Below are 17,766 nucleotides of genomic sequence, written 5' to 3'. Positions count from 1 at the left end.
AAGCTTGGCACGCTCATTGCTCAAGCAAGGTACCACTCACTGTAGGAATCATGCCGTGACACAGACCACCAAAGAGTTTACAAAAGCGCGGCGCGCATCTTTGATCGCCGCCATTTTCATGATGGCCACGTCAGCTATCGGGCCAGGCTTCCTGACCCAGACGGCTACGTTCACCGCAACTCTGGGCGCTGCGTTTGCCTTCGGCATCCTGGCCTCGATCCTGATCGACTTTGTCGTTCAGTTGAATGTCTGGCGAATCGTGACACTGACCAAAATGCGCGCAGCCGATCTGGCCAACGCGGCCATTCCAGGGAGCGGGTATCTGCTGTCGGTACTGGTGATATGCGGCGGCCTGGTGTTCATGCTGGGTAACATTGCCGGTGCGGGCCTTGGGTTGAACGCCTTGACGGGCCTTGATCCCAAGTGGGGAGGCTTGTTGAGCGCGCTGCTCGCCATCGGGATCTTCTCGTCCCATCGGGCGGGCGTCGCCATGGACCGCATCATGATCGTGCTGGGGCTACTGAAAGTGGGCCTGATCCTTTTCGCCGCCTTTGCGACCCATCCGCCGCTGGGTGAAGCCCTGCGTCAAACGGTATTGCCCGATCTGATCGACTTCGCCTCCATCACGACCATCGTCGGCGGCACAGTCGGGGGTTACATCACTTATGCCGGTGCTCACCGTCTGCTCGATCGCGGCACTGTAGGTGTGGAAAATATCGAAGCGGTATCCAAGGCTGCACTGACTGGCATTCTGGTCACCGGTGTTGCCCGTTACATCCTGTTTCTGGCTATCCTCGGCGTCGTCGCCAGCGGTGTCGTGATCGACGTGTCGGGCAAAGGCGCAAACCCTGCTGCCCAGGCATTCCATGCTGCTGCAGGCGATATCGGCATGATGATGTTCGGTCTGGTGTTGTGGGCCGCGGGTATCAGCAGTGTGATTGGTGCGTCTTATACGACAATGTCCTTCACCACCGTGTTCTCGAAACGAATCACCGAGCGTGTGCGCAACCTGGCCACCGTCGGTTTCATTGTCATAACGCTGTCGGTGTATATGGTGTTGGGCAAACCACCAGCAGCCTTGCTGATATTCGCGGGTGGTTTCAACGGCCTGATTCTGCCGCTGGGCCTGAGCATTTTCATGTACGTGGGCTGGCGCCGTTCCGACCTGATGGACGGCTATCACTACCCTCGCTGGTTGCTGGTGCTTGGCGTGCTGACCTGTCTGCTGTCCTGGTTCATGGCCTACAAGTCGGCAGGTGCCATCTTTGCGTTCATCGGCGCGGCCTGATTTCAAAGGAGATAATTTAGATGCGTGCAATTGACCTGAACAGCGACCTGGGCGAAAGCTTCGGCGCATGGAGCATGGGTGACGATGAGGCGGTTCTCGAAATCGTCAGCAGCGCCAACGTCGCCTGCGGCTTTCACGCCGGTGACCCGGCCGGGATTCTGCGGACCCTGGAGGCTGCCGCCGCTCGTGGCGTTGCCATCGGAGCCCATGTGTCCTACCCGGACCTGGTGGGCTTCGGGCGGCGCAACATGGACGTCCCCTCCGACCAGTTGACTGCCGATGTGATCTATCAGATCGGCGCGCTGCAAGGCCTGGCCCGCAGCGTCGGCACTCGGGTGAGTTACGTCAAACCCCATGGCGCGCTGTACAACACCATTGCCGGCAATCAGCGTCAGGCGACGGCGGTCATCCAGGCATTGCTGCGCATCGATCCCCAGTTGAAGCTGGTGTGCCTGGCCAACTCGCCACTGATCGGCTGGGCCACGGAGGCCGGCTTGTCCTGCGTGGCCGAGGCCTTCGCCGACCGTGCCTATACCGCCGAGGGCACGCTGGTGTCACGCTCGAAGCCGGGTGCCGTGCTGCACGATCCCGAACTGATCGCCCAGCGCATGTTGCGTCTGGTACGCGATGGCGTCATCGAGACCGAGAACGGCAGCCTGATCAATCTGCAGGCAGATTCGATCTGTGTACACGGCGACAACCAGGACGCGGTCGCCATCGCCCGCAACCTGAAAAACAGCCTGCTTGAAGCAGGCGTCACCATCCGCACATTTACCTGAGGTGGATCATGCGTTTCTATCCGGTCAGCCTGGACGCGCTCCTGGTTGAATTGGCGAATCTGGACGAGACACTTGCCCTGTTCGACTCGCTACAGCAGGAGCCTATCGTCGGCGTGCAGGAAATCATTCCTGCCGCACGTACGGTGCTCGTACACTTTCGGCCCGGCGCCATCAGCCGTGAGACGCTGGCTGCGCGAATCGCTTCGCGCAACGTCCACGGCTCGGTTCGCGAAGCTGGCAAACTGGTCGAAATCGCCGTGCATTACAACGGCGAAGACCTGGCCGATGTCGCCCGTGAACTGGATATCAGTGTCGAGGAAGTGATCCGGCGCCATACCGGCAGCGATTACAACGTAGCCTTCTGCGGCTTTGCTCCGGGCTTTGCCTACCTCAGCGGCGGTGCCGAGTTCGTGGTGCCGCGTCGCAGTACGCCGCGCACCCGTATTCCAGCAGGTGCCGTGGCTCTGGCTGGCGGCTTCAGCGGGATCTATCCACAGGCCAGCCCTGGCGGCTGGCAGATCATCGGCGTGACCGAGTCGAAAATGTGGGATCTGGAACGTGATGAACCGGCATTGCTGCAACCGGGTTATCGCGTGCGTTTTCGCGATGCCGGTCCCCTGCCCGTCCAGAATGTTTCGGTGTCTGTGCCGAGCCGTCCGGCAGCGTCTCCCGTCACCGGGAGCGCTCTGGAAATCGTTTCGCCCGGCCTGCAAACCCTGTTTCAGGATCTCGGCCGTCCTGGTCGCGCCGGGCAAGGCGTGTCGGCCTCGGGCGCCATGGACCGGGGATCGTTGCGCGCCGCCAACCGTGCAGTGGGTAACGATCCGGCAAGCGCCTGCCTGGAAATCCTCATGGGCGGCCTGAGCTTTATCAGTCATGGTCCGTCCGTGGTCGCCATTACAGGAGCCACCGCCGCGATAGAAGTGCGTACCGCTGAAGGCCAGTTGCTGCTCCCGGCGCTCTACACACCTTTCGCCTTGCAGGACGGTGATCGGGTCAGCATCGACGCACCCACTGCCGGGCTGCGCAACTATCTGGCGATTCGTGGCGGCTTCACCCGTGAGCCGGTGCTGGGCAGCCTGTCCACCGACACCCTGGCTCAGGTCGGTCCTGCGCCGCTGGCGACCGGTGACCGTCTTGGCTTCCAGCAGAAAGTGGGCGGGGCTGCGGTATCGGTGACCGAGCAACAGGCATTCGACATGCCTCGCGCCGATCAGATCATCACCCTGGATGTGGTCATGGGGCCGCGCAGTGACTGGTTCACGCCAGAAGCTCAGGCCTTGCTGGCTGAACAGACCTGGCAGGTGACGCCGCAGTCGAACCGTATCGGCATTCGCCTGGCGGGCGATCAGGCACTGGAACGTGTCATCGAAGGTGAGTTGCCCAGCGAAGGCACCACCGTCGGCGCCATTCAGGTACCGCCCAGTGGCCAGCCGGTGCTGTTCCTGGCCGATCACCCGCTGACCGGTGGCTACCCGGTTATCGGCGTGGTTGCGCCTTATCACCTGGACCTGGCCGGTCAGATTCCGGTCAATTCCCGTATCCGCTTCAAACCGCTGGGCGCCTTTGAGCCCGTGCGTCCTGCCCTTTCAGACGAGACAAACAAGCAATGAAAAAGGTTCTGATTGCCAACCGTGGTGAGATTGCCGTCCGTATCGCCCGTGCCTGCCGCGACTATGGCATTGCTTCTGTGGCGGTGTATGCCGATGCCGATATCGATGCGTTGCATGTGCGCCAGGCCGACGAAGCCTATGCGTTGAACGGCGAGCGACCTGCCGATAGCTACCTGAACATCGAGAAACTGCTGGCGGTCGCGGCTCGCGCCGGTGCCGACGCCGTTCACCCCGGTTATGGCTTTCTTTCGGAACGTGCCGACTTCGCCCGCGCAGTGATCGATGCAGGCCTGACCTGGATCGGCCCGGACCCGAGCACCATCGATGCCCTGGGCGACAAGGTCCAGGCCCGAAAAATCGCCCTGAAGGTCGGCGCACCACTGGTAGCCGGTACCGAAGACCCGGTGAACGACGCCAGCGAAGTGGTCGCCTTTGCCGAGCAACATGGTTTGCCGATTGCCATCAAGGCCGCGTTCGGCGGTGGCGGTCGTGGCCTGAAAGTGGCCTGGAAGCTTGAAGAAGTCAGTGAGCTGTACGAGTCGGCAGTACGTGAAGCCGTCACGGCATTCGGTCGTGGCGAATGCTTTGTCGAGCGCTTCCTGGATCGCCCTCGGCATATCGAGGCGCAGATCATTGCTGATCGCCATGGCCGGGTCGTGGTGGCAGGGACTCGCGACTGCTCGCTGCAACGGCGCAATCAGAAACTGATCGAAGAAGCGCCGGCACCTTATCTCGACGATGCCTTGCGCCAGCGTATTCACGATTCGGCACGGGACATCTGCGCCGAGGCCGGTTATGTCGGCGCAGGCACGGTGGAGTTCCTGCTCAGCGCGGATGGCACCTTGTCGTTCCTTGAGGTCAACACCCGCTTGCAGGTGGAGCATCCGGTTACCGAAGAAACCAGCGGTATCGATCTGGTCATCGAGCAGTTACGGGTTGCCGAAGGCCTGCCGCTGTCGTTCGAGGGCACGCCGACGCCTCGCGGTCACAGCTTTGAATTCCGCATCAACGCCGAAGACGCTGGCAATGGTTTCCTGCCGACGCCTGGCCTCATCGAGCGGTTCCAGACGCCGTCCGGTCCGGGTGTGAGGCTGGACACCGGCGTGATCGAAGGCTCGCGAGTGTCGCCGAACTTCGACTCGATGATCGCCAAGCTGATCGTCACAGGTGCCACCCGTGAGCAGGCCATTCGCCGTGCCCGCCGTGCCCTGGCCGAGTTCAACGTGGACGGTGTGGCGACGGTGCTGCCGTTCCATCGTGCAGTGATGGACCATGACGACTTCACCGCCACCGATACTTTCGCTGTGCATACCCGCTGGATCGAGACTGATTTCGCCGAAAAAGTGACCATCGCTCCGCGCAGTGCCGCACCGGCCGACTCTGGCGTGCTGCGCACCTTCGTCGAGATCGACGGCAAGCGTCACGAACTGGGCCTGCCAGCAGCACTTCTGCGTAGCGTCAGCCTGAACGCGGCAGCACCCGGCACAGAAAGTGTCGCGGCTGCCGAAGCACAGGACCCACAAGCGGTCGTTACTCCGGTCGCAGGCAATCTGCATACCTGGGTCGTCGCCGATGGCGAATCCGTACAGGCCGGGCAAGTTATCGCGGTGATGGAAGCGATGAAGATGGAAACTTCGATTCTGGCGCCGTGTGCCGGTCAATTGCAGATCACCCAACAGCCCGGTAGTTACTTTGAAGCCAAGTCCAGAATTGGCCGTATAGAAACAACACTCTGATTCAATAGTTTTTCTGCTGGCAAGTTACGCACAACCGGGTATTCCCCCGGTTGCTGCGTGCTGCCCACAGGAAATGTTCCAGGCAACGTTGCACTCCTTATAAAAACAAACCGTACCGATTGAATCTGCCATTACTCGGAGCATAACGAAAATGTCGATCAATAAGACTTTTGCACTCGTCAGTACTTGCGCGCTGGTTATTCCAATGAGCGCTTCGGCAGACTTTATTGCCGATAGCAAGGCCAGTGTCGATCTGCGCAACTTCTACTTCAACCGTGACTTTCGCAACGGCCCACCCACTGCCCGGCGCGACTCGGCACAGGAATGGGCGCAGGGCGCAATGCTCAGGTTCGAGTCGGGTTATACCGCCGGAACAGTGGGCCTGGGTATCGATGCCCTCGGCATGGCAGGCTTCAAGCTCGATGGCGGCGATGGCTCCGGTGGCACGGGTTTGCTGCCAGCCGACCTCAGTTCAAGAAACGGCCGCGGCTCACAGAGCGAATACTCCAAACTGGAACTGACAGCCAAGGCGAAGGTGTCCGAGACCGTGCTCAAGGTCGGCTCTCTTGCCTTTCGCAGCCCGGTGGTGTCGAGCAATGACACACGCCTGCTGCCATCGACCTTCGAGGGCGCGATGCTGACCTCAAAGGATATCGACAAGCTGGTCTTGCAAGGCGGCCAGCTGGAGCAGATCAAGTTCAACAGTTCCTCCAACTATCAGGATTTCACCGGTAACCGCATCGGTGGCGTCAGTGATGAATTCAACTTCGCCGGCGGCACCTACAACTTCAGCAAGACCCTCAGCACCAGCCTGTATTACGGCAATCTGGAAAACGTCTACCGGCAGTTCTTTGGTGGCGTGGTCTACGAGATTCCGCTGGCTGCACAGCAGTCGCTGAAGTTTGACCTGCGCTACTCGAAAAGCACCGAGGACGGTAACTTTCGCAACCTCGACAACCGCGCCGCGAACGGCATGGTCTCCTACACCCTGGGCTCCAACGTGTTCAGTGCCGCTTACCAGCGCATGAGCGGCGATGATCCGTTTCCATACATCGCCAATACCGACCCTTACCTGGTCAACTTCGTACAGATCAACGACTTCGCCAACATCGAAGAACGTTCGTGGCAGTTGCGCTATGACTACAACTTCGCCGCACTGGGTATTCCCGGCCTGACCTTCATGAGCCGGTATGTCAGCGGTGACAATGTCCGTGTATCGGGCAATAACACGGGTAAAGAGTGGGAACGCAATACCGATATCGGTTATGTCATCCAGAGCGGCACATTGAAGAATGTCGGTATCAAACTCAGGAATGCCACAGTGCGCTCGAACTTTGGCAATGACCTGGATGAAACCCGACTGATTCTGAGTTACACAGTGGCCCTGTGGTAAACCCGACACGCTTCAAAGGCTTTCAAATATAGAACCACGTTACTTACCGGCAAACTTCACATGTAGGCCTCTACACGTGCGGCCCCGTTCGCCCGGAAGTTATCGATAGCAGGGATGCTTTAAACATTAATCAAAAACCGACGGACTGTTGTGCAACCGATCCAGTACGCAGAGAAACAGTGATGAGACATCTCAGGTTCAACCAGAAGATATTACTGATCGCCGCGCTGGTGATCATGACAGTGTTTTGCGCGTTTTCCGCGCTGAATGACGTTCGCTTGCGTGACGACAACCTACAGAGAATCGAACAAAGCACCCGCGCACTCTCGGTCTCGATGGCCCATGACATTCAGAGCTGGCTGGACGGGCGGATGATTCTGATCAAGAACGTTGCCGAATCCATCGGCCAGGCGCCCTCGCCTGAAAACATACTCGGCAAGTTGCAGGGCCAGGTGCTGATGGAGCAGTTCATTGCCGGCTATGTCGGCACCCGTGACGGCGGCTTCCACATCTATCCACCGCGACAGATGCCTGCCGGATACGACAGCCGGGAACGGCAGTGGTACAAGGATGCCATCGATCAGGGCACAGCGATGACAGAACCCTACGTCGGCGCTGGCATCGATTACCGGATCATCACTCAGGCGGTCGCCATTCGCTCCAACGGACACGTCATGGGGGTTCTGGGTGCCAGCCTGAACATCGAGACCATTTCCCGGACCATCAATGCGCAGGTGTTCGAGGGTGGCGGTTACGCCCTCCTGGTGAGCAAGGCCGGCAAGATACTGGTTCACCCGGACAAGGCGCTTATCGGCAAGACCCTGGCCGACCTGTTTCCCGCAGAGACGCTGACGCTGAGCGACAGACTGGTCGAAGCTGCGTCGGTGGATGGTCCGAAACTTACCCTGTTCACCCCCGTCAAAGGCCTGCCCTCACAGGACTGGTACATCGGCATCGTGCTGGATAAGCAGGCGGCCCTGGCCAGTATCTCGGCGTTCCGTAACTCAGCAATCATCGCCACAATCGTTGCCGGCCTGATTACCTTGCTGTTGCTCGGATTGCTGATGCGCGTGCTGATGAAACCCCTGCACCTGATCAACCATGCGATGGAAGACATTGCCCAGGGCGATGGCGACCTGACACGGCGCTTGTCGATTGTCTCCCAGGATGAGTTCGGACACCTGGCCGAGAGCTTCAATCGATTCGGCGACCGGATTCATGCCTCCATCACCGAAGTTTCATCCACGACACAGGCCTTGAACGAAGCCACCCGCCGAGTCCTGTCGGCGTCCAACTCTTCGGTGGAAAAGTCGGAGCACCAGTCGGGCTACACCACCACCGTTGCAGCAGCTATCGAAGAACTGGGAGCGGCAGCACAGGAAATAGCCTCAAGTGCCTCGGCAGCCTCAAGAGGTGCATCCAGCGCCAGGACACAGATCGACTGGACCAGTACGCTGGTGGAAAAAACCGTCGATACGATGAGTCAGTTGCAACAGAACATCGAAACGACACGCACCCAGATCGAAGACCTCAACGCCAAAAGCGCCAATATCGGCAAGGTGCTGGAAGTCATTTCGACGATTTCAGGCAAGACCAATCTGCTGGCGTTGAATGCAGCTATCGAAGCGGCCAGAGCGGGTGAGGCAGGCCGAGGGTTCGCGGTGGTGGCGGACGAGGTCCGAAGCCTGGCCCATCACACCCAGAATGCGACCGAAGAAATCCGCGCAGTGATCCAGGCGCTGCAGGACGGTGCCACACAGGCTGCCGAGACCATGTCCCTCAGCCATGAAATGGGCAGCCAGAGCGTAAGGGTGGCAACCGAGGCTGGCGCAAGCCTGCTGAGCGTCGTGTCACGCATCAGCGAGATCGATGACGTGTGCCTGACAGTCGCCGCGGCGACCGAGGAACAGACCACTGCCGTCGATCAACTGACCCGTGATGTGCATGCGATCAGCCAGTTGAACCACCAGGCCACCGACAACCTGAATGCAACCCTCAAAGCCTGCGGTGAGCTGGACTTTGAGGCCGGACGGCTCAGGAGTGTTGTCGATACCTTCAAGTTGTAACTCGGCAAGCGGTCTGTGTCGGGGGCGCTGCTCACAATCCGTAGGACCGGATTTATCCGGGAAGGCGGTATTTAGGCCGATGAAGATGAAGCGCCTGCACAGGCCTCTTCCCGGCTGAAGCCGGTCCTACAAACGATGCCACCAGCGCAGTTCTACACGCTCTTGCTGATGATCTGCCGGATCGCGCCAACAAACACATCCACCGGCTGGCCACCGGATACAGCGTATTCGTCGTTGAACACGATGGTCGGCACCGAGCTGACACCGCGAGAGGTCCAGAGTTGTTCGGCCTCGCGAACTTCGGCTGCATATTCGTTGCTGGCCAGAATGGCTTCGGCGCGCAGGCGGTCCAGCCCTGCTTTTTGCGCCACGTTGGCCAGAGTCTGGTGGCTGGACGGGTCTGCGAGATCGGTGAAATAGGCGGTAAACAGGGCTTGCTTCAACGCCGGTTGCTTGCCTTCCAGTTCAGCCCAGTGCAGCAGGCGATGGGCATCGAACGTGTTGTAGATGCGCCGCTCGCCCTGGGTAAAGACAAACCCCAGCTCTGCGCCACGCGCCCGGATGTTCTCGTGGATGTCGTTCATCTGCTCAGGCGTGGAGCCGTATTTCTCGGCCAGGTGTTCCTTGATGTCCTGGCCTTCGGCAACCATGTTCGGGTTCAGCTCGAAGGGCTGGAAATGAAGCTGCGCCTGCACTTCATCACCCAGCGCCTCAAGGGCCTGCTCCAGGGCACGCAAGCCAATGGCGCACCACGGGCAGGAAACGTCGGAAACGAAATCGATTTTCAGGGGAGTGGTCATCGTGACGCTCGCACTTGGCAGAAAACAGTCACGATACACGTCTGGCTTACAACTGCGCCACATGCCGTCCGTCTTCATGCTGCGCCTTGAGATAAGGCAACACTGCCGCCAGCAACGGCGCCTTGAACGCTTCCTGAAAGCGATGCGCCAGGCCGGGAATCAGGCGTAACTGACTGCCCTGGATATGCGCAGCGACATGCACGCCATGCATGACCGGCAACAGTGGATCGGCCGTTCCATGGACCACCAGCACCGGAAGACGCAAGCGGTTGAGCAGTTCGACACGGCTGGGCTCGGCCAGAATCGCGGTAATCTGACGTTTTACGCCTTCGGGGTTGAAGGCCCGGTCATAAGAGGCTGCGGCCTGTTGCAGAAGCATTTCCCGGTCGTCCTTGATCTGCGGGCTGCCCAGGGCGGCCAGCAGATCCGCCTGCTGCTCGATGGCAATCTCGCGATTGGGCGCGCCACGACGGGCCAGCAATTGCATCAAGGCAGCATTGGGCATCGGCAGGCCCTGAGCGCCGGAACTGGTCATGATCAGGGTCAGGCTTTCGATTCGTTGCGGAGCAAGGTCGGCAAGATGCTGAGCAATCATGCCGCCCATGCTCGCCCCCAGCACATGAAACTGCTCAACGTGCAGTGCATCCATCAAGCCCAGCGCATCATCGGCCATATCGGTCAGGGAATAGACCGCAGACACCGGCAAGCCGAGCTTGTAGCGCAGCACTTCATAAGTGAGGTTGGCATCCGCAGGAGGCTGAACCCAGGTCGACAGGCCGACATCGCGGTTGTCGTAGCGAATCACCCGATAGCCTTGCTGACAAAGGGCAACCACCACTTCGTCAGGCCAGTGAATCAGTTGCCCGCCAAGGCCCATGACCAGCAGCAAGGCAGGGTCGGATTCATTGCCGATACTTTGATAGGCAATACGAACTTCCTTGAGTTCGGCAATCTGTACAGGAGCACTGACATCGCATCGAGAGGCCGCAAAAGACGGCAAGCCGCACAAGAGCGCGGCCAGAAAGAGTAAAACCCGCATGAAAAACACCAAAAAACAGATCCCCAGTAGGCAATAAGTCTGATGATGTTTTTCAAAGCGCGCTGCCACAGTTGCGTGACAGTTTGATGAATCGGGATCAACGGCAAAATGGCCGCTGAAAATCCCTTACCGGCGATCGTCGGGGATGCGCGCAAATCCAAGGCTGCGTGCCAAAGCCATGCTGCGTTCGCCATAAAAGATGGCGCTATTGTCGACAGCCAGACAAACATGAGACAAACTCATTGTTTTCTCTTTGATCACAAATTTCATTCATGGAGCGCTCAAGGTGCTTGAAATACGTCACCTCAAAACCCTGCACGCCTTACGCGAGGCCGACAGCCTTGTGGAAGCTGCCGAGCGCTTGCACCTGACCCAGTCCGCCCTCTCCCACCAGTTCAAGGAACTGGAGGAGCGCATGGGTATGCAGTTGTTCGTGCGCAAGACCAAACCGGTGCGCTTTACCAGCGCCGGGCTGCGCCTGTTGCAACTGGCCGATTCATTGCTGCCCCAATTGCGCAGCGCCGAACGCGACATTGCGCGACTGGCAGGCGGTACAGCCGGGCGTCTGCACATGGCTATCGAATGCCATAGCTGCTTTCAGTGGCTGATGCCGACCATCGACCAGTTCCGTGACTCCTGGCCGGAGGTCGAACTTGATCTGTCTTCGGGTTTTTCGTTCGCTCCGTTGCCGGCACTGGCTCGCGGTGATCTGGATCTGGTGGTCACTTCAGACCCGCTGGACATTCCCGGCATCACCTATGTGCCGCTGTTCACTTATGAAGCAATGCTCGCCGTGGCCAACCAGCATGCACTGGCGAACAAGCCCTACATCGTGCCGGAGGATCTGGTCACTGAAACGCTGATCACTTATCCGGTGGAGCGGGATCGGCTGGATATTTTCACGCGCTTCCTGGAGCCGGCCGACATTGAACCGGCGCAGGTCCGCACTTCCGAACTGACGGTCATGATGATGCAACTGGTGGCCAGCGGACGCGGCGTGTGCGGCATGCCTCATTGGGCACTGCACGAGTACAGCTCGCGTGGCTACGTAAAGGCCAAGCGCCTGGGTGAAAAGGGATTGTTCGCGACGCTTTATGCAGGTATTCGCGCCGATATGCTCGACGCGCCTTACATGCGTGATTTCCTGCTGACGGCGAAGGACACGTCGTTTTCGACACTGGACGGGGTGAGTGCGGTGCGTTGAACCCAGCAGGAGCGAACTCATTCGCGAAGAAGCCCTTCGCGAATGAATTCGCTCCGTGATCAGGTTTCTTCGCGCATCTCGCGATACAGCGGCAGGATCAAGTCGCGGGTCAGAGGAGCCAGCACCAGTTCCGGGTGTTGCTCTGGCCCGACCCAGATGATTTCCTCGATCTCGGCCGCCGGTACGACCTGGGCATCGGTGCGTACCCCGAACAGCTGGCAATGCACTTCAAAGCCCGGCTCGTTGGCCGCCGGAGCGCTGAATTCACCGAGGAAAATGGCCTGTTGCGGGTCAATCACCAGGCCCAGTTCTTCTTCCAGCTCCCGAACCAGCGCATTTACCGCTGGCTCGTGCGCTTCAATCTTGCCGCCCGGCTGCATGAACGCCTCGGTACCGCGCTTGCGTACCAACAAGGTCTGGCCATCCGGGGCAATCAACAAGGCTGCGGCAATATTGATGATCTTCATGCAAAGATGTCCGTCTTCAGCAAGCGAGCCTCATCATCGCGCTCCAGTGCCAGTACGATCAAGCGATCAATCAGACCGGCGTAGGACAAGCCAGTGGCCTGCCAGAGCTTGGGGTACATGCTGATGGAGGTGAAACCGGGGATCGTGTTGATCTCGTTGATGATGATCTCCCGCGCTTCGGTGACGAAGAAGTCGACACGCGCCAGCCCGGCACAGCCCAGAACCCGATAGGCCTGCAATGCAACTTCGCGCACCTGTTCGCTGAGTTCTGGCGCAAGTTCGGCGGGGATGGCGATACGCGCCTGATCACCGTTGAGGTACTTGGTGTCGTAGGCGTAGAACTCGTCATTGGCGATGACTTCGCCACATACACTGACCTGCGGCTCACGGTTGCCCAGCACCGCACATTCCACTTCCCGGCCGACAATGCCCTGTTCGATCAGAACCTTGTGGTCGAACTCGAAGGCCAGCGCCAGGGCCGCTTTGAACCCGGCTTCGTCGGTCACCTTGCTGACGCCCACCGAAGAGCCCTGGCTCGCCGGTTTGACGAACATCGGCAGCCCCAGTTGCCCGGCCACGTCGCTGAACTGAGCTGTCTGGCCACGCATCAGCACCACGAACGGTGCCACGCTGATGTCGGCATCGCGCAGCAGGCGCTTGGTCACGTCTTTATCCATGCAGGCCGCAGAGCCCAACACATCCGGCCCTACAAACGGAATCGCCAGCAGGCGCAACAGGCCTTGCAGGGAGCCATCTTCGCCGTAGGCACCGTGAATCAGCGGGAACACGACATCGATACGCTTGAGCGGCTCGCCCGACCCGACTTCGACGAACTGTCCGCCTGTGCTGCCTGGCAACAGGGCCAACAGCTTGCCTGAAGTGCTCAGCCTGATCTTTGCTGGGTCGCTCGCATTGAGCAGGTAATCGCTTTCATCGAACCGCAGCCAACGGCCCAGCTTGTCGATACCGATCAAGGTCAGCTCATAGCTTTCGCGATCGATCGCATTGATCACGTTGCGTGCTGACTGCAACGAAACCTCATGCTCGCTGGATTGCCCACCGAAAACGATGGCGACTGATTTTTTCAACGCGGGTACTCCTGTTTTTCAGGCCGCGAAGATAAAAGCAATGCCCGGCATTAGTCCAGAGGCTCAGTGGTCGCATGTCCGAAAAGCAGGCAAAAAAAATCCCCGGTCCGGAGCAATCCTGCACAGATCGCCTTGAATCGGGGAGTCGGGTGCCGGATCAAGCAGCGGGAGTGCCTGCCTTGCTGCCGGAACCGAAGGTTGCGAAGCGCTTGTTGAAGCCCGCGATACGGCCTTCGGTGGTGGTCTTGCGTTGCTGGCCGGTGTACATCGGGTGCGAAGCACTGGACACGTCGAGCGCCACGTAAGGGTAGGTATTGCCGTCCGTATGCTGTTGCGTGCGATCGGTATCGACTGTGGAGCCGATCAGGAAATACACGTCGGCAGCCGTGTCGTGGAACAGCACTGTGCGGTAAGCAGGATGGATATCAGGTTTCATGGGGGCCTCCGGATGAGTTGCTTGAGTATTGTTATACCATAACATAATACTTCACATTAATGATAATCAATGCTGTTTGCTGCTCCCGCCCTGAACTTGATCGGGCTGGCGCTTGAAGCTATGGTTCGCCCCGCCTCTGCCAAATCAGCGGCCCGGGACGGGGCTCCCGGCTTACTGGTAGCCAGGACAACACGCCAGCGCCTACTACTCACAGCCGTATGGGTCCGTCCAGCGATTGGCCCTGGACTGCGGATGAAATAACAAGTCGGTAGGATTTCTCATGCCTGATATCACCCACTATGACCTTCCTCAATCCGCTTACGAGCGACTGATAGAAGCCCGTGACTCACTGCGTCTGCTCGATGGTTATGTCAACAAGACCGATGTGCTCTGCAACCCTTCGATGCTGGTGGGTTATGTCTCGATGCTGCAAAACGCCTTGCAGGAAGTGATTGCCGCCAGTACCCCGACCGAGCCACGCGATACGTTCATGCGCAAGGCCGATGAACTGGGCTTCGTCGCACTCAATCCGAAAGAGCAGGCCTTGATCCAGCATCTGCGCTGGACCAGCCTGGAGGGACGTGACGATATCTATGCCATGGCCGAACGGCTTCGGCATATCAAACCGTGGATATTGGAGAGTTGAAGTTTCAATCCACAACTTGATGTTTATCATGCCGTTGAACAGAGAAAAGCAGACCCACAACGAAGTGCGTCATGAAACGTGAAAGACTGAATGACATGCCCCGTTGAAAATGAGAAACATTCCATAAGTTGCAAATAATGATTTCTATATTGGAAAGCCTTTTCCGATAAATATATTTTTCATTATCCCCATGGAATTAAACATGAAGTCATCTATGTTGAAACTGCCTTCACGCTCCGTGGACACGGGCTCATTTTCATAGGCAGCACAGTTGGTTGGCATTTTGCCTTTATCCTGACGAGTGTTTTTGACAATTAATGATCGCTCACACTGCACAGGTGCCGTACAGCGAGCCGGACATGCACTGTTACAGGGCAAGTCAACCTTCAACACACTGTTCAATTACCCGCAACAGATAAAGAGAGTGATGCTCTCTGCATTGCTGTGCCTGCGCTCTACCTATCTATATTCAAGGAGGAAACATGCCCATCAGCCTGACGTCGCAGTGGTTCATTCAGCCAGGCCAGGAAATAGAAGCACGCCAGGCACTGATACAACTTGCCCGCGATGTACAAAACAACGAACCCGGTACGCTCACCTATCTGGTAAACACACCTTTCGGTGCCGATGGCCGGCTTCAATCGCTGCCGCCACCTGATCCATTGCTGGTGTTGTTCTTCGAGACCTATGCAAGCCCCGATGCGTTTCTCGCCCATGTGAACGGGCCGCTCTTCACAAACTTTGTGGCGCAATACGGCCACTGCTTCGTGTCGGCTAACGGCAAGCCATACACCACAGTGCAATTTCTCGACACACTGGCCGGTTTTTCCGGGCGCAACCTTCAAGAGACAGAAGAGCTCGGCAACCGGCATCCGGCCGTGATGTTTGAAATCATCGCGAAGGACTCCGCAACGGCCAGGGCGTTCTATCAGCAAGTGTTCGGCTGGCAGTATCAGACCGGGACTGGCGGCTTCTCCTATATCCACTTCCCGGCCGGTACTCCGCCGCTACTGGGTGGCATCGGCCAGGCCGATCCTTCCATTCCCGGCTTCGAGCCCGGACACAACTTCTATCTGCTGGTGGACACCCTGGAACCGGTGCTTGAAACAGCATTGGCGGCAGGCGGATCGGCGCTGATGCCGCCTACAGCAATCGATGGCTACCGCTTCGCGATGTTCAAGGACCCGGAAGGCAATCCGGTCGGCCTTATCGAACCCTTCAACACCTGAACACGCTTTTTAGCAGGACGCAGCACGGACACAACCTTTCACAACATGGACGCAACACGGAGGTATTCGACGTGAGTTATCTGAACTCCCTCAGGCTTCACTTTTCCGGGAAATTCCAGGCCAATGTGTCGACGGTCAATAATGACGCCGGCCACTATGACAATGATGCGTTCAAATCCAGCTATCAAAAACTTGAAGGCCCGCACATGAAGCCACCTAACGGGTGGTTCAATCCACAAGGTGACGCGGCATTCCGTTTGCTGGGCTGCACCATCAACTCAGCCTGGACCCCGGCGGGTGCCGTGACTCCGTCAGATCCCGTACTGCGTTACATCATTGCCGATTCCAATGGCAGGGTGCCGGCCAAGATGGTCGACCTCGACCCCGAACAACAACTGGTATCGGAAATATGGGGCCTGGAGGTGCGGATAGCGGACCTCAATGGCGACACACTTTTTAGCGGGCAATTCCTGCCTGCTGCCTTCATCGACATATGGGATCGCGCAACCGGTTCGGGTTCAGGAGACATCGGTGCAGGCGCGATGTATCAATCGGTATTGCACAATCTGCAATGGGGCGATGTTTCTCACTCTGCATTTCTGAGCCAGTTGAAACAAGCCGCCCAAGCTACAGGACAGTTGTCAATCAAGTTCAATGTTGACGGCCTGAACATGGACAATACATCGCCGAACTTCATGTGCGGTCGAATCGTAGGCACCATAGGGCCTTACCTGGCAGAGGAGCCTCGACATCTGGTGCTTGGCCGCCACTTCATGGCAGCGGTTTCACCTCAGGGAAACTTCTTCACTCCCATTGGCGGTATCAACTTCTTTGCAGCAGCCATCGATACAGAAGCAAGTTGCATTTACCTCGATCTGGGTAATGCCATCTCCACAACGGCTCCGGGCGCAGGCCTGAACGATCTCGGAGATCTGCAGCTCGGAGCTTATGAGCCGAGCCTTACCCCCACAGGTCCGAGGTGCTCTATCATTCCTCTCGGAACCATTGCCTCTCAGGGAGGTGATGGCTACTCCAGCAATCCCGACTGGTATGCAAAGACGGCAGGCATCGTAGTACTGCCGCTGTCAGCGCAACAGCTTCAGGTTGCCCAGACCAATGTGCTACTCCTGTCGGGCAGCCAAGGCATCATCATCAATGAATGGACCAATGCGGCGTTCATACGTGCCGACAAGTTTGTCTATCGCCTGAGCCCGGACGAAAAAGTCGATATTCCTGTCTACGCAACGCAGTATGGACAGCCGTTGCCAGGGATTTCGGTGTCATTCATTCTTGACTCCTCGCAGTTGCAACCAACACCCGACTCCCCCCCTTATGTCATGGCTTCCCCGCCGGTGGCGACGCCAGAAAACGCCCTGAACTTCGCCGCAACAGCAGTAACCGACGCCAGCGGAAAAGCCGTCTTGTCACTCAGCACAAACGATCCGGGAATACCTCGCAGTTTCAAAAACAGCAGTTCCTCAATCGATGGCCAGGTCTATGGCATCCGCCCGGTATTCACTGAAGTGGGCATGAATGCCGGCCCCGTCAACCAGTGGGACTTCATCAGTTTTCTACTCTGGAGCGGTTACAGCATTCCTGCATCACCCACCTGGGATGATATCCAGCCGATCTTCCAGCAATACGCCAATCTCTACCCGGTAATGCTGCGCTTCCTGAACATGGCGGATTTCGACTCTGTGGTGAAAACCGCAGGATTGCTGACCCTCGCGTTCAGCCTGGATATTCACGACGCCAACTCGATGCCGGTGACCCGGGACCTGTCTCCCGCCAAACGCCAGGCCATTCTTGCCTGGCTCAAGAATCCCCTACCAGGCACCAGGACGGCGCCAAAAGCAGCGCTCCAGACCAGTGAAGCGACTTCTTACACGCCCCAGGAAGAGGCCGCCTTGGCAAACGCCGCCCGAGGTGGCAAAGCGGCAGCGGTTGCTCGCCGTCTGATCAACCAATCCCAAAGGGGGTAA

At 58.4% G+C, this 17,766-nt stretch carries 16 protein-coding genes; 10 read left to right on the top strand and 6 right to left on the bottom strand.

All coding sequences use genetic code 11. The annotated features are described in order from the left end of the window. The first annotated feature begins 55 nt into the window (after positions 1–55). The 6 genes from Q6A51_RS12680 to Q6A51_RS12655 all read left to right on the top strand — a co-directional run bounded on the left by Q6A51_RS12680 (position 56) and on the right by Q6A51_RS12655 (position 8,875). The gene (locus Q6A51_RS12680; RefSeq protein WP_201000135.1) at positions 56–1,288 is read left to right on the top strand and encodes an NRAMP family divalent metal transporter; all 1,233 of its coding nucleotides are present in this window, start codon (positions 56–58) and stop codon (positions 1,286–1,288) included. Between the two features lie 20 nt (positions 1,289–1,308). Continuing rightward, positions 1,309–2,067, top strand: a complete 759-nt coding sequence (locus Q6A51_RS12675) for a LamB/YcsF family protein (protein ID WP_304574932.1) — start codon at positions 1,309–1,311, stop codon at positions 2,065–2,067. Between the two features lie 8 nt (positions 2,068–2,075). After that, positions 2,076–3,680, top strand: coding sequence for a 5-oxoprolinase subunit B/C family protein (locus Q6A51_RS12670; RefSeq protein WP_304574931.1), 1,605 nt, complete (start codon positions 2,076–2,078; stop codon positions 3,678–3,680). Beyond that, positions 3,677–5,416 (top strand): acetyl/propionyl/methylcrotonyl-CoA carboxylase subunit alpha, encoded by a 1,740-nt coding sequence (locus tag Q6A51_RS12665; protein WP_201017372.1) that lies wholly within the window; start codon positions 3,677–3,679, stop codon positions 5,414–5,416. The genes Q6A51_RS12670 and Q6A51_RS12665 overlap by 4 nt, the downstream gene beginning before the upstream one ends. A gap of 151 nt (positions 5,417–5,567) precedes the next feature. After that, complete coding sequence (locus tag Q6A51_RS12660; RefSeq protein ID WP_201000139.1) at positions 5,568–6,809, top strand: OprD family porin; 1,242 nt, start codon at positions 5,568–5,570, stop codon at positions 6,807–6,809. Between the two features lie 182 nt (positions 6,810–6,991). Beyond that, the gene (locus Q6A51_RS12655) at positions 6,992–8,875 is read left to right on the top strand and encodes a methyl-accepting chemotaxis protein (RefSeq protein ID WP_304574930.1); all 1,884 of its coding nucleotides are present in this window, start codon (positions 6,992–6,994) and stop codon (positions 8,873–8,875) included. Positions 8,876–9,027: 152 nt separating this feature from the next. On the opposite strand, the gene Q6A51_RS12650 is transcribed toward Q6A51_RS12655, so the two are convergent. The 3 genes from Q6A51_RS12650 to Q6A51_RS12640 all read right to left on the bottom strand — a co-directional run bounded on the left by Q6A51_RS12650 (position 9,028) and on the right by Q6A51_RS12640 (position 10,984). Further along, complete coding sequence (locus Q6A51_RS12650; RefSeq protein WP_304574929.1) at positions 9,028–9,675, bottom strand: DsbA family oxidoreductase; 648 nt, start codon at positions 9,673–9,675, stop codon at positions 9,028–9,030. Between the two features lie 46 nt (positions 9,676–9,721). Then, positions 9,722–10,714 (bottom strand): alpha/beta fold hydrolase, encoded by a 993-nt coding sequence (locus Q6A51_RS12645; RefSeq protein WP_201017375.1) that lies wholly within the window; start codon positions 10,712–10,714, stop codon positions 9,722–9,724. Positions 10,715–10,840: 126 nt separating this feature from the next. After that, complete coding sequence (locus Q6A51_RS12640) at positions 10,841–10,984, bottom strand: hypothetical protein (protein WP_304574928.1); 144 nt, start codon at positions 10,982–10,984, stop codon at positions 10,841–10,843. A 16-nt stretch (positions 10,985–11,000) separates the two neighbouring features. Here Q6A51_RS12640 and metR point away from each other — a divergent pair, with 16 nt between their 5' ends. Then, a complete protein-coding gene (gene metR, locus Q6A51_RS12635; RefSeq protein WP_201017377.1) occupies positions 11,001–11,918 on the top strand; it encodes a transcriptional regulator MetR in 918 nt (305 codons plus the stop codon). Between the two features lie 59 nt (positions 11,919–11,977). Here the strand turns inward: metR and Q6A51_RS12630 are convergent, their stop codons facing one another. From Q6A51_RS12630 to Q6A51_RS12620, 3 genes are all read right to left on the bottom strand, one after another. Next, positions 11,978–12,385 (bottom strand): NUDIX hydrolase, encoded by a 408-nt coding sequence (locus Q6A51_RS12630; RefSeq protein WP_304574927.1) that lies wholly within the window; start codon positions 12,383–12,385, stop codon positions 11,978–11,980. After that, the gene (ddlA, locus tag Q6A51_RS12625; RefSeq protein WP_304574926.1) at positions 12,382–13,473 is read right to left on the bottom strand and encodes a D-alanine--D-alanine ligase; all 1,092 of its coding nucleotides are present in this window, start codon (positions 13,471–13,473) and stop codon (positions 12,382–12,384) included. The genes Q6A51_RS12630 and ddlA overlap by 4 nt, the downstream gene beginning before the upstream one ends. A 157-nt stretch (positions 13,474–13,630) precedes the next feature. Next, positions 13,631–13,909 carry a type B 50S ribosomal protein L31 gene (locus tag Q6A51_RS12620; RefSeq protein ID WP_201000146.1) on the bottom strand — a complete coding sequence of 93 codons (279 nt, stop codon included), beginning with the start codon at positions 13,907–13,909 and terminating at the stop codon, positions 13,631–13,633. Between the two features lie 280 nt (positions 13,910–14,189). Here Q6A51_RS12620 and Q6A51_RS12615 point away from each other — a divergent pair, with 280 nt between their 5' ends. The 3 genes from Q6A51_RS12615 (at position 14,190) to Q6A51_RS12605 (ending at position 17,766) form a co-directional block, all read left to right on the top strand. Continuing rightward, on the top strand, positions 14,190–14,555 hold the full coding sequence (locus tag Q6A51_RS12615; RefSeq protein WP_201017380.1) for a hypothetical protein: 366 nt from the start codon (positions 14,190–14,192) through the stop codon (positions 14,553–14,555). 482 nt (positions 14,556–15,037) lie between these two features. Continuing rightward, positions 15,038–15,784 (top strand): VOC family protein, encoded by a 747-nt coding sequence (locus Q6A51_RS12610; protein WP_201017381.1) that lies wholly within the window; start codon positions 15,038–15,040, stop codon positions 15,782–15,784. Positions 15,785–15,855: 71 nt separating this feature from the next. Continuing rightward, positions 15,856–17,766, top strand: coding sequence for a hypothetical protein (locus tag Q6A51_RS12605; RefSeq protein ID WP_201017382.1), 1,911 nt, complete (start codon positions 15,856–15,858; stop codon positions 17,764–17,766).

This window comes from Pseudomonas serbiensis (assembly GCF_030580745.1).
Classification (GTDB): Bacteria; Pseudomonadota; Gammaproteobacteria; order Pseudomonadales; family Pseudomonadaceae; genus Aquipseudomonas; species Aquipseudomonas serbiensis.
This window is presented reverse-complemented; position numbering and strand designations above follow the sequence as displayed.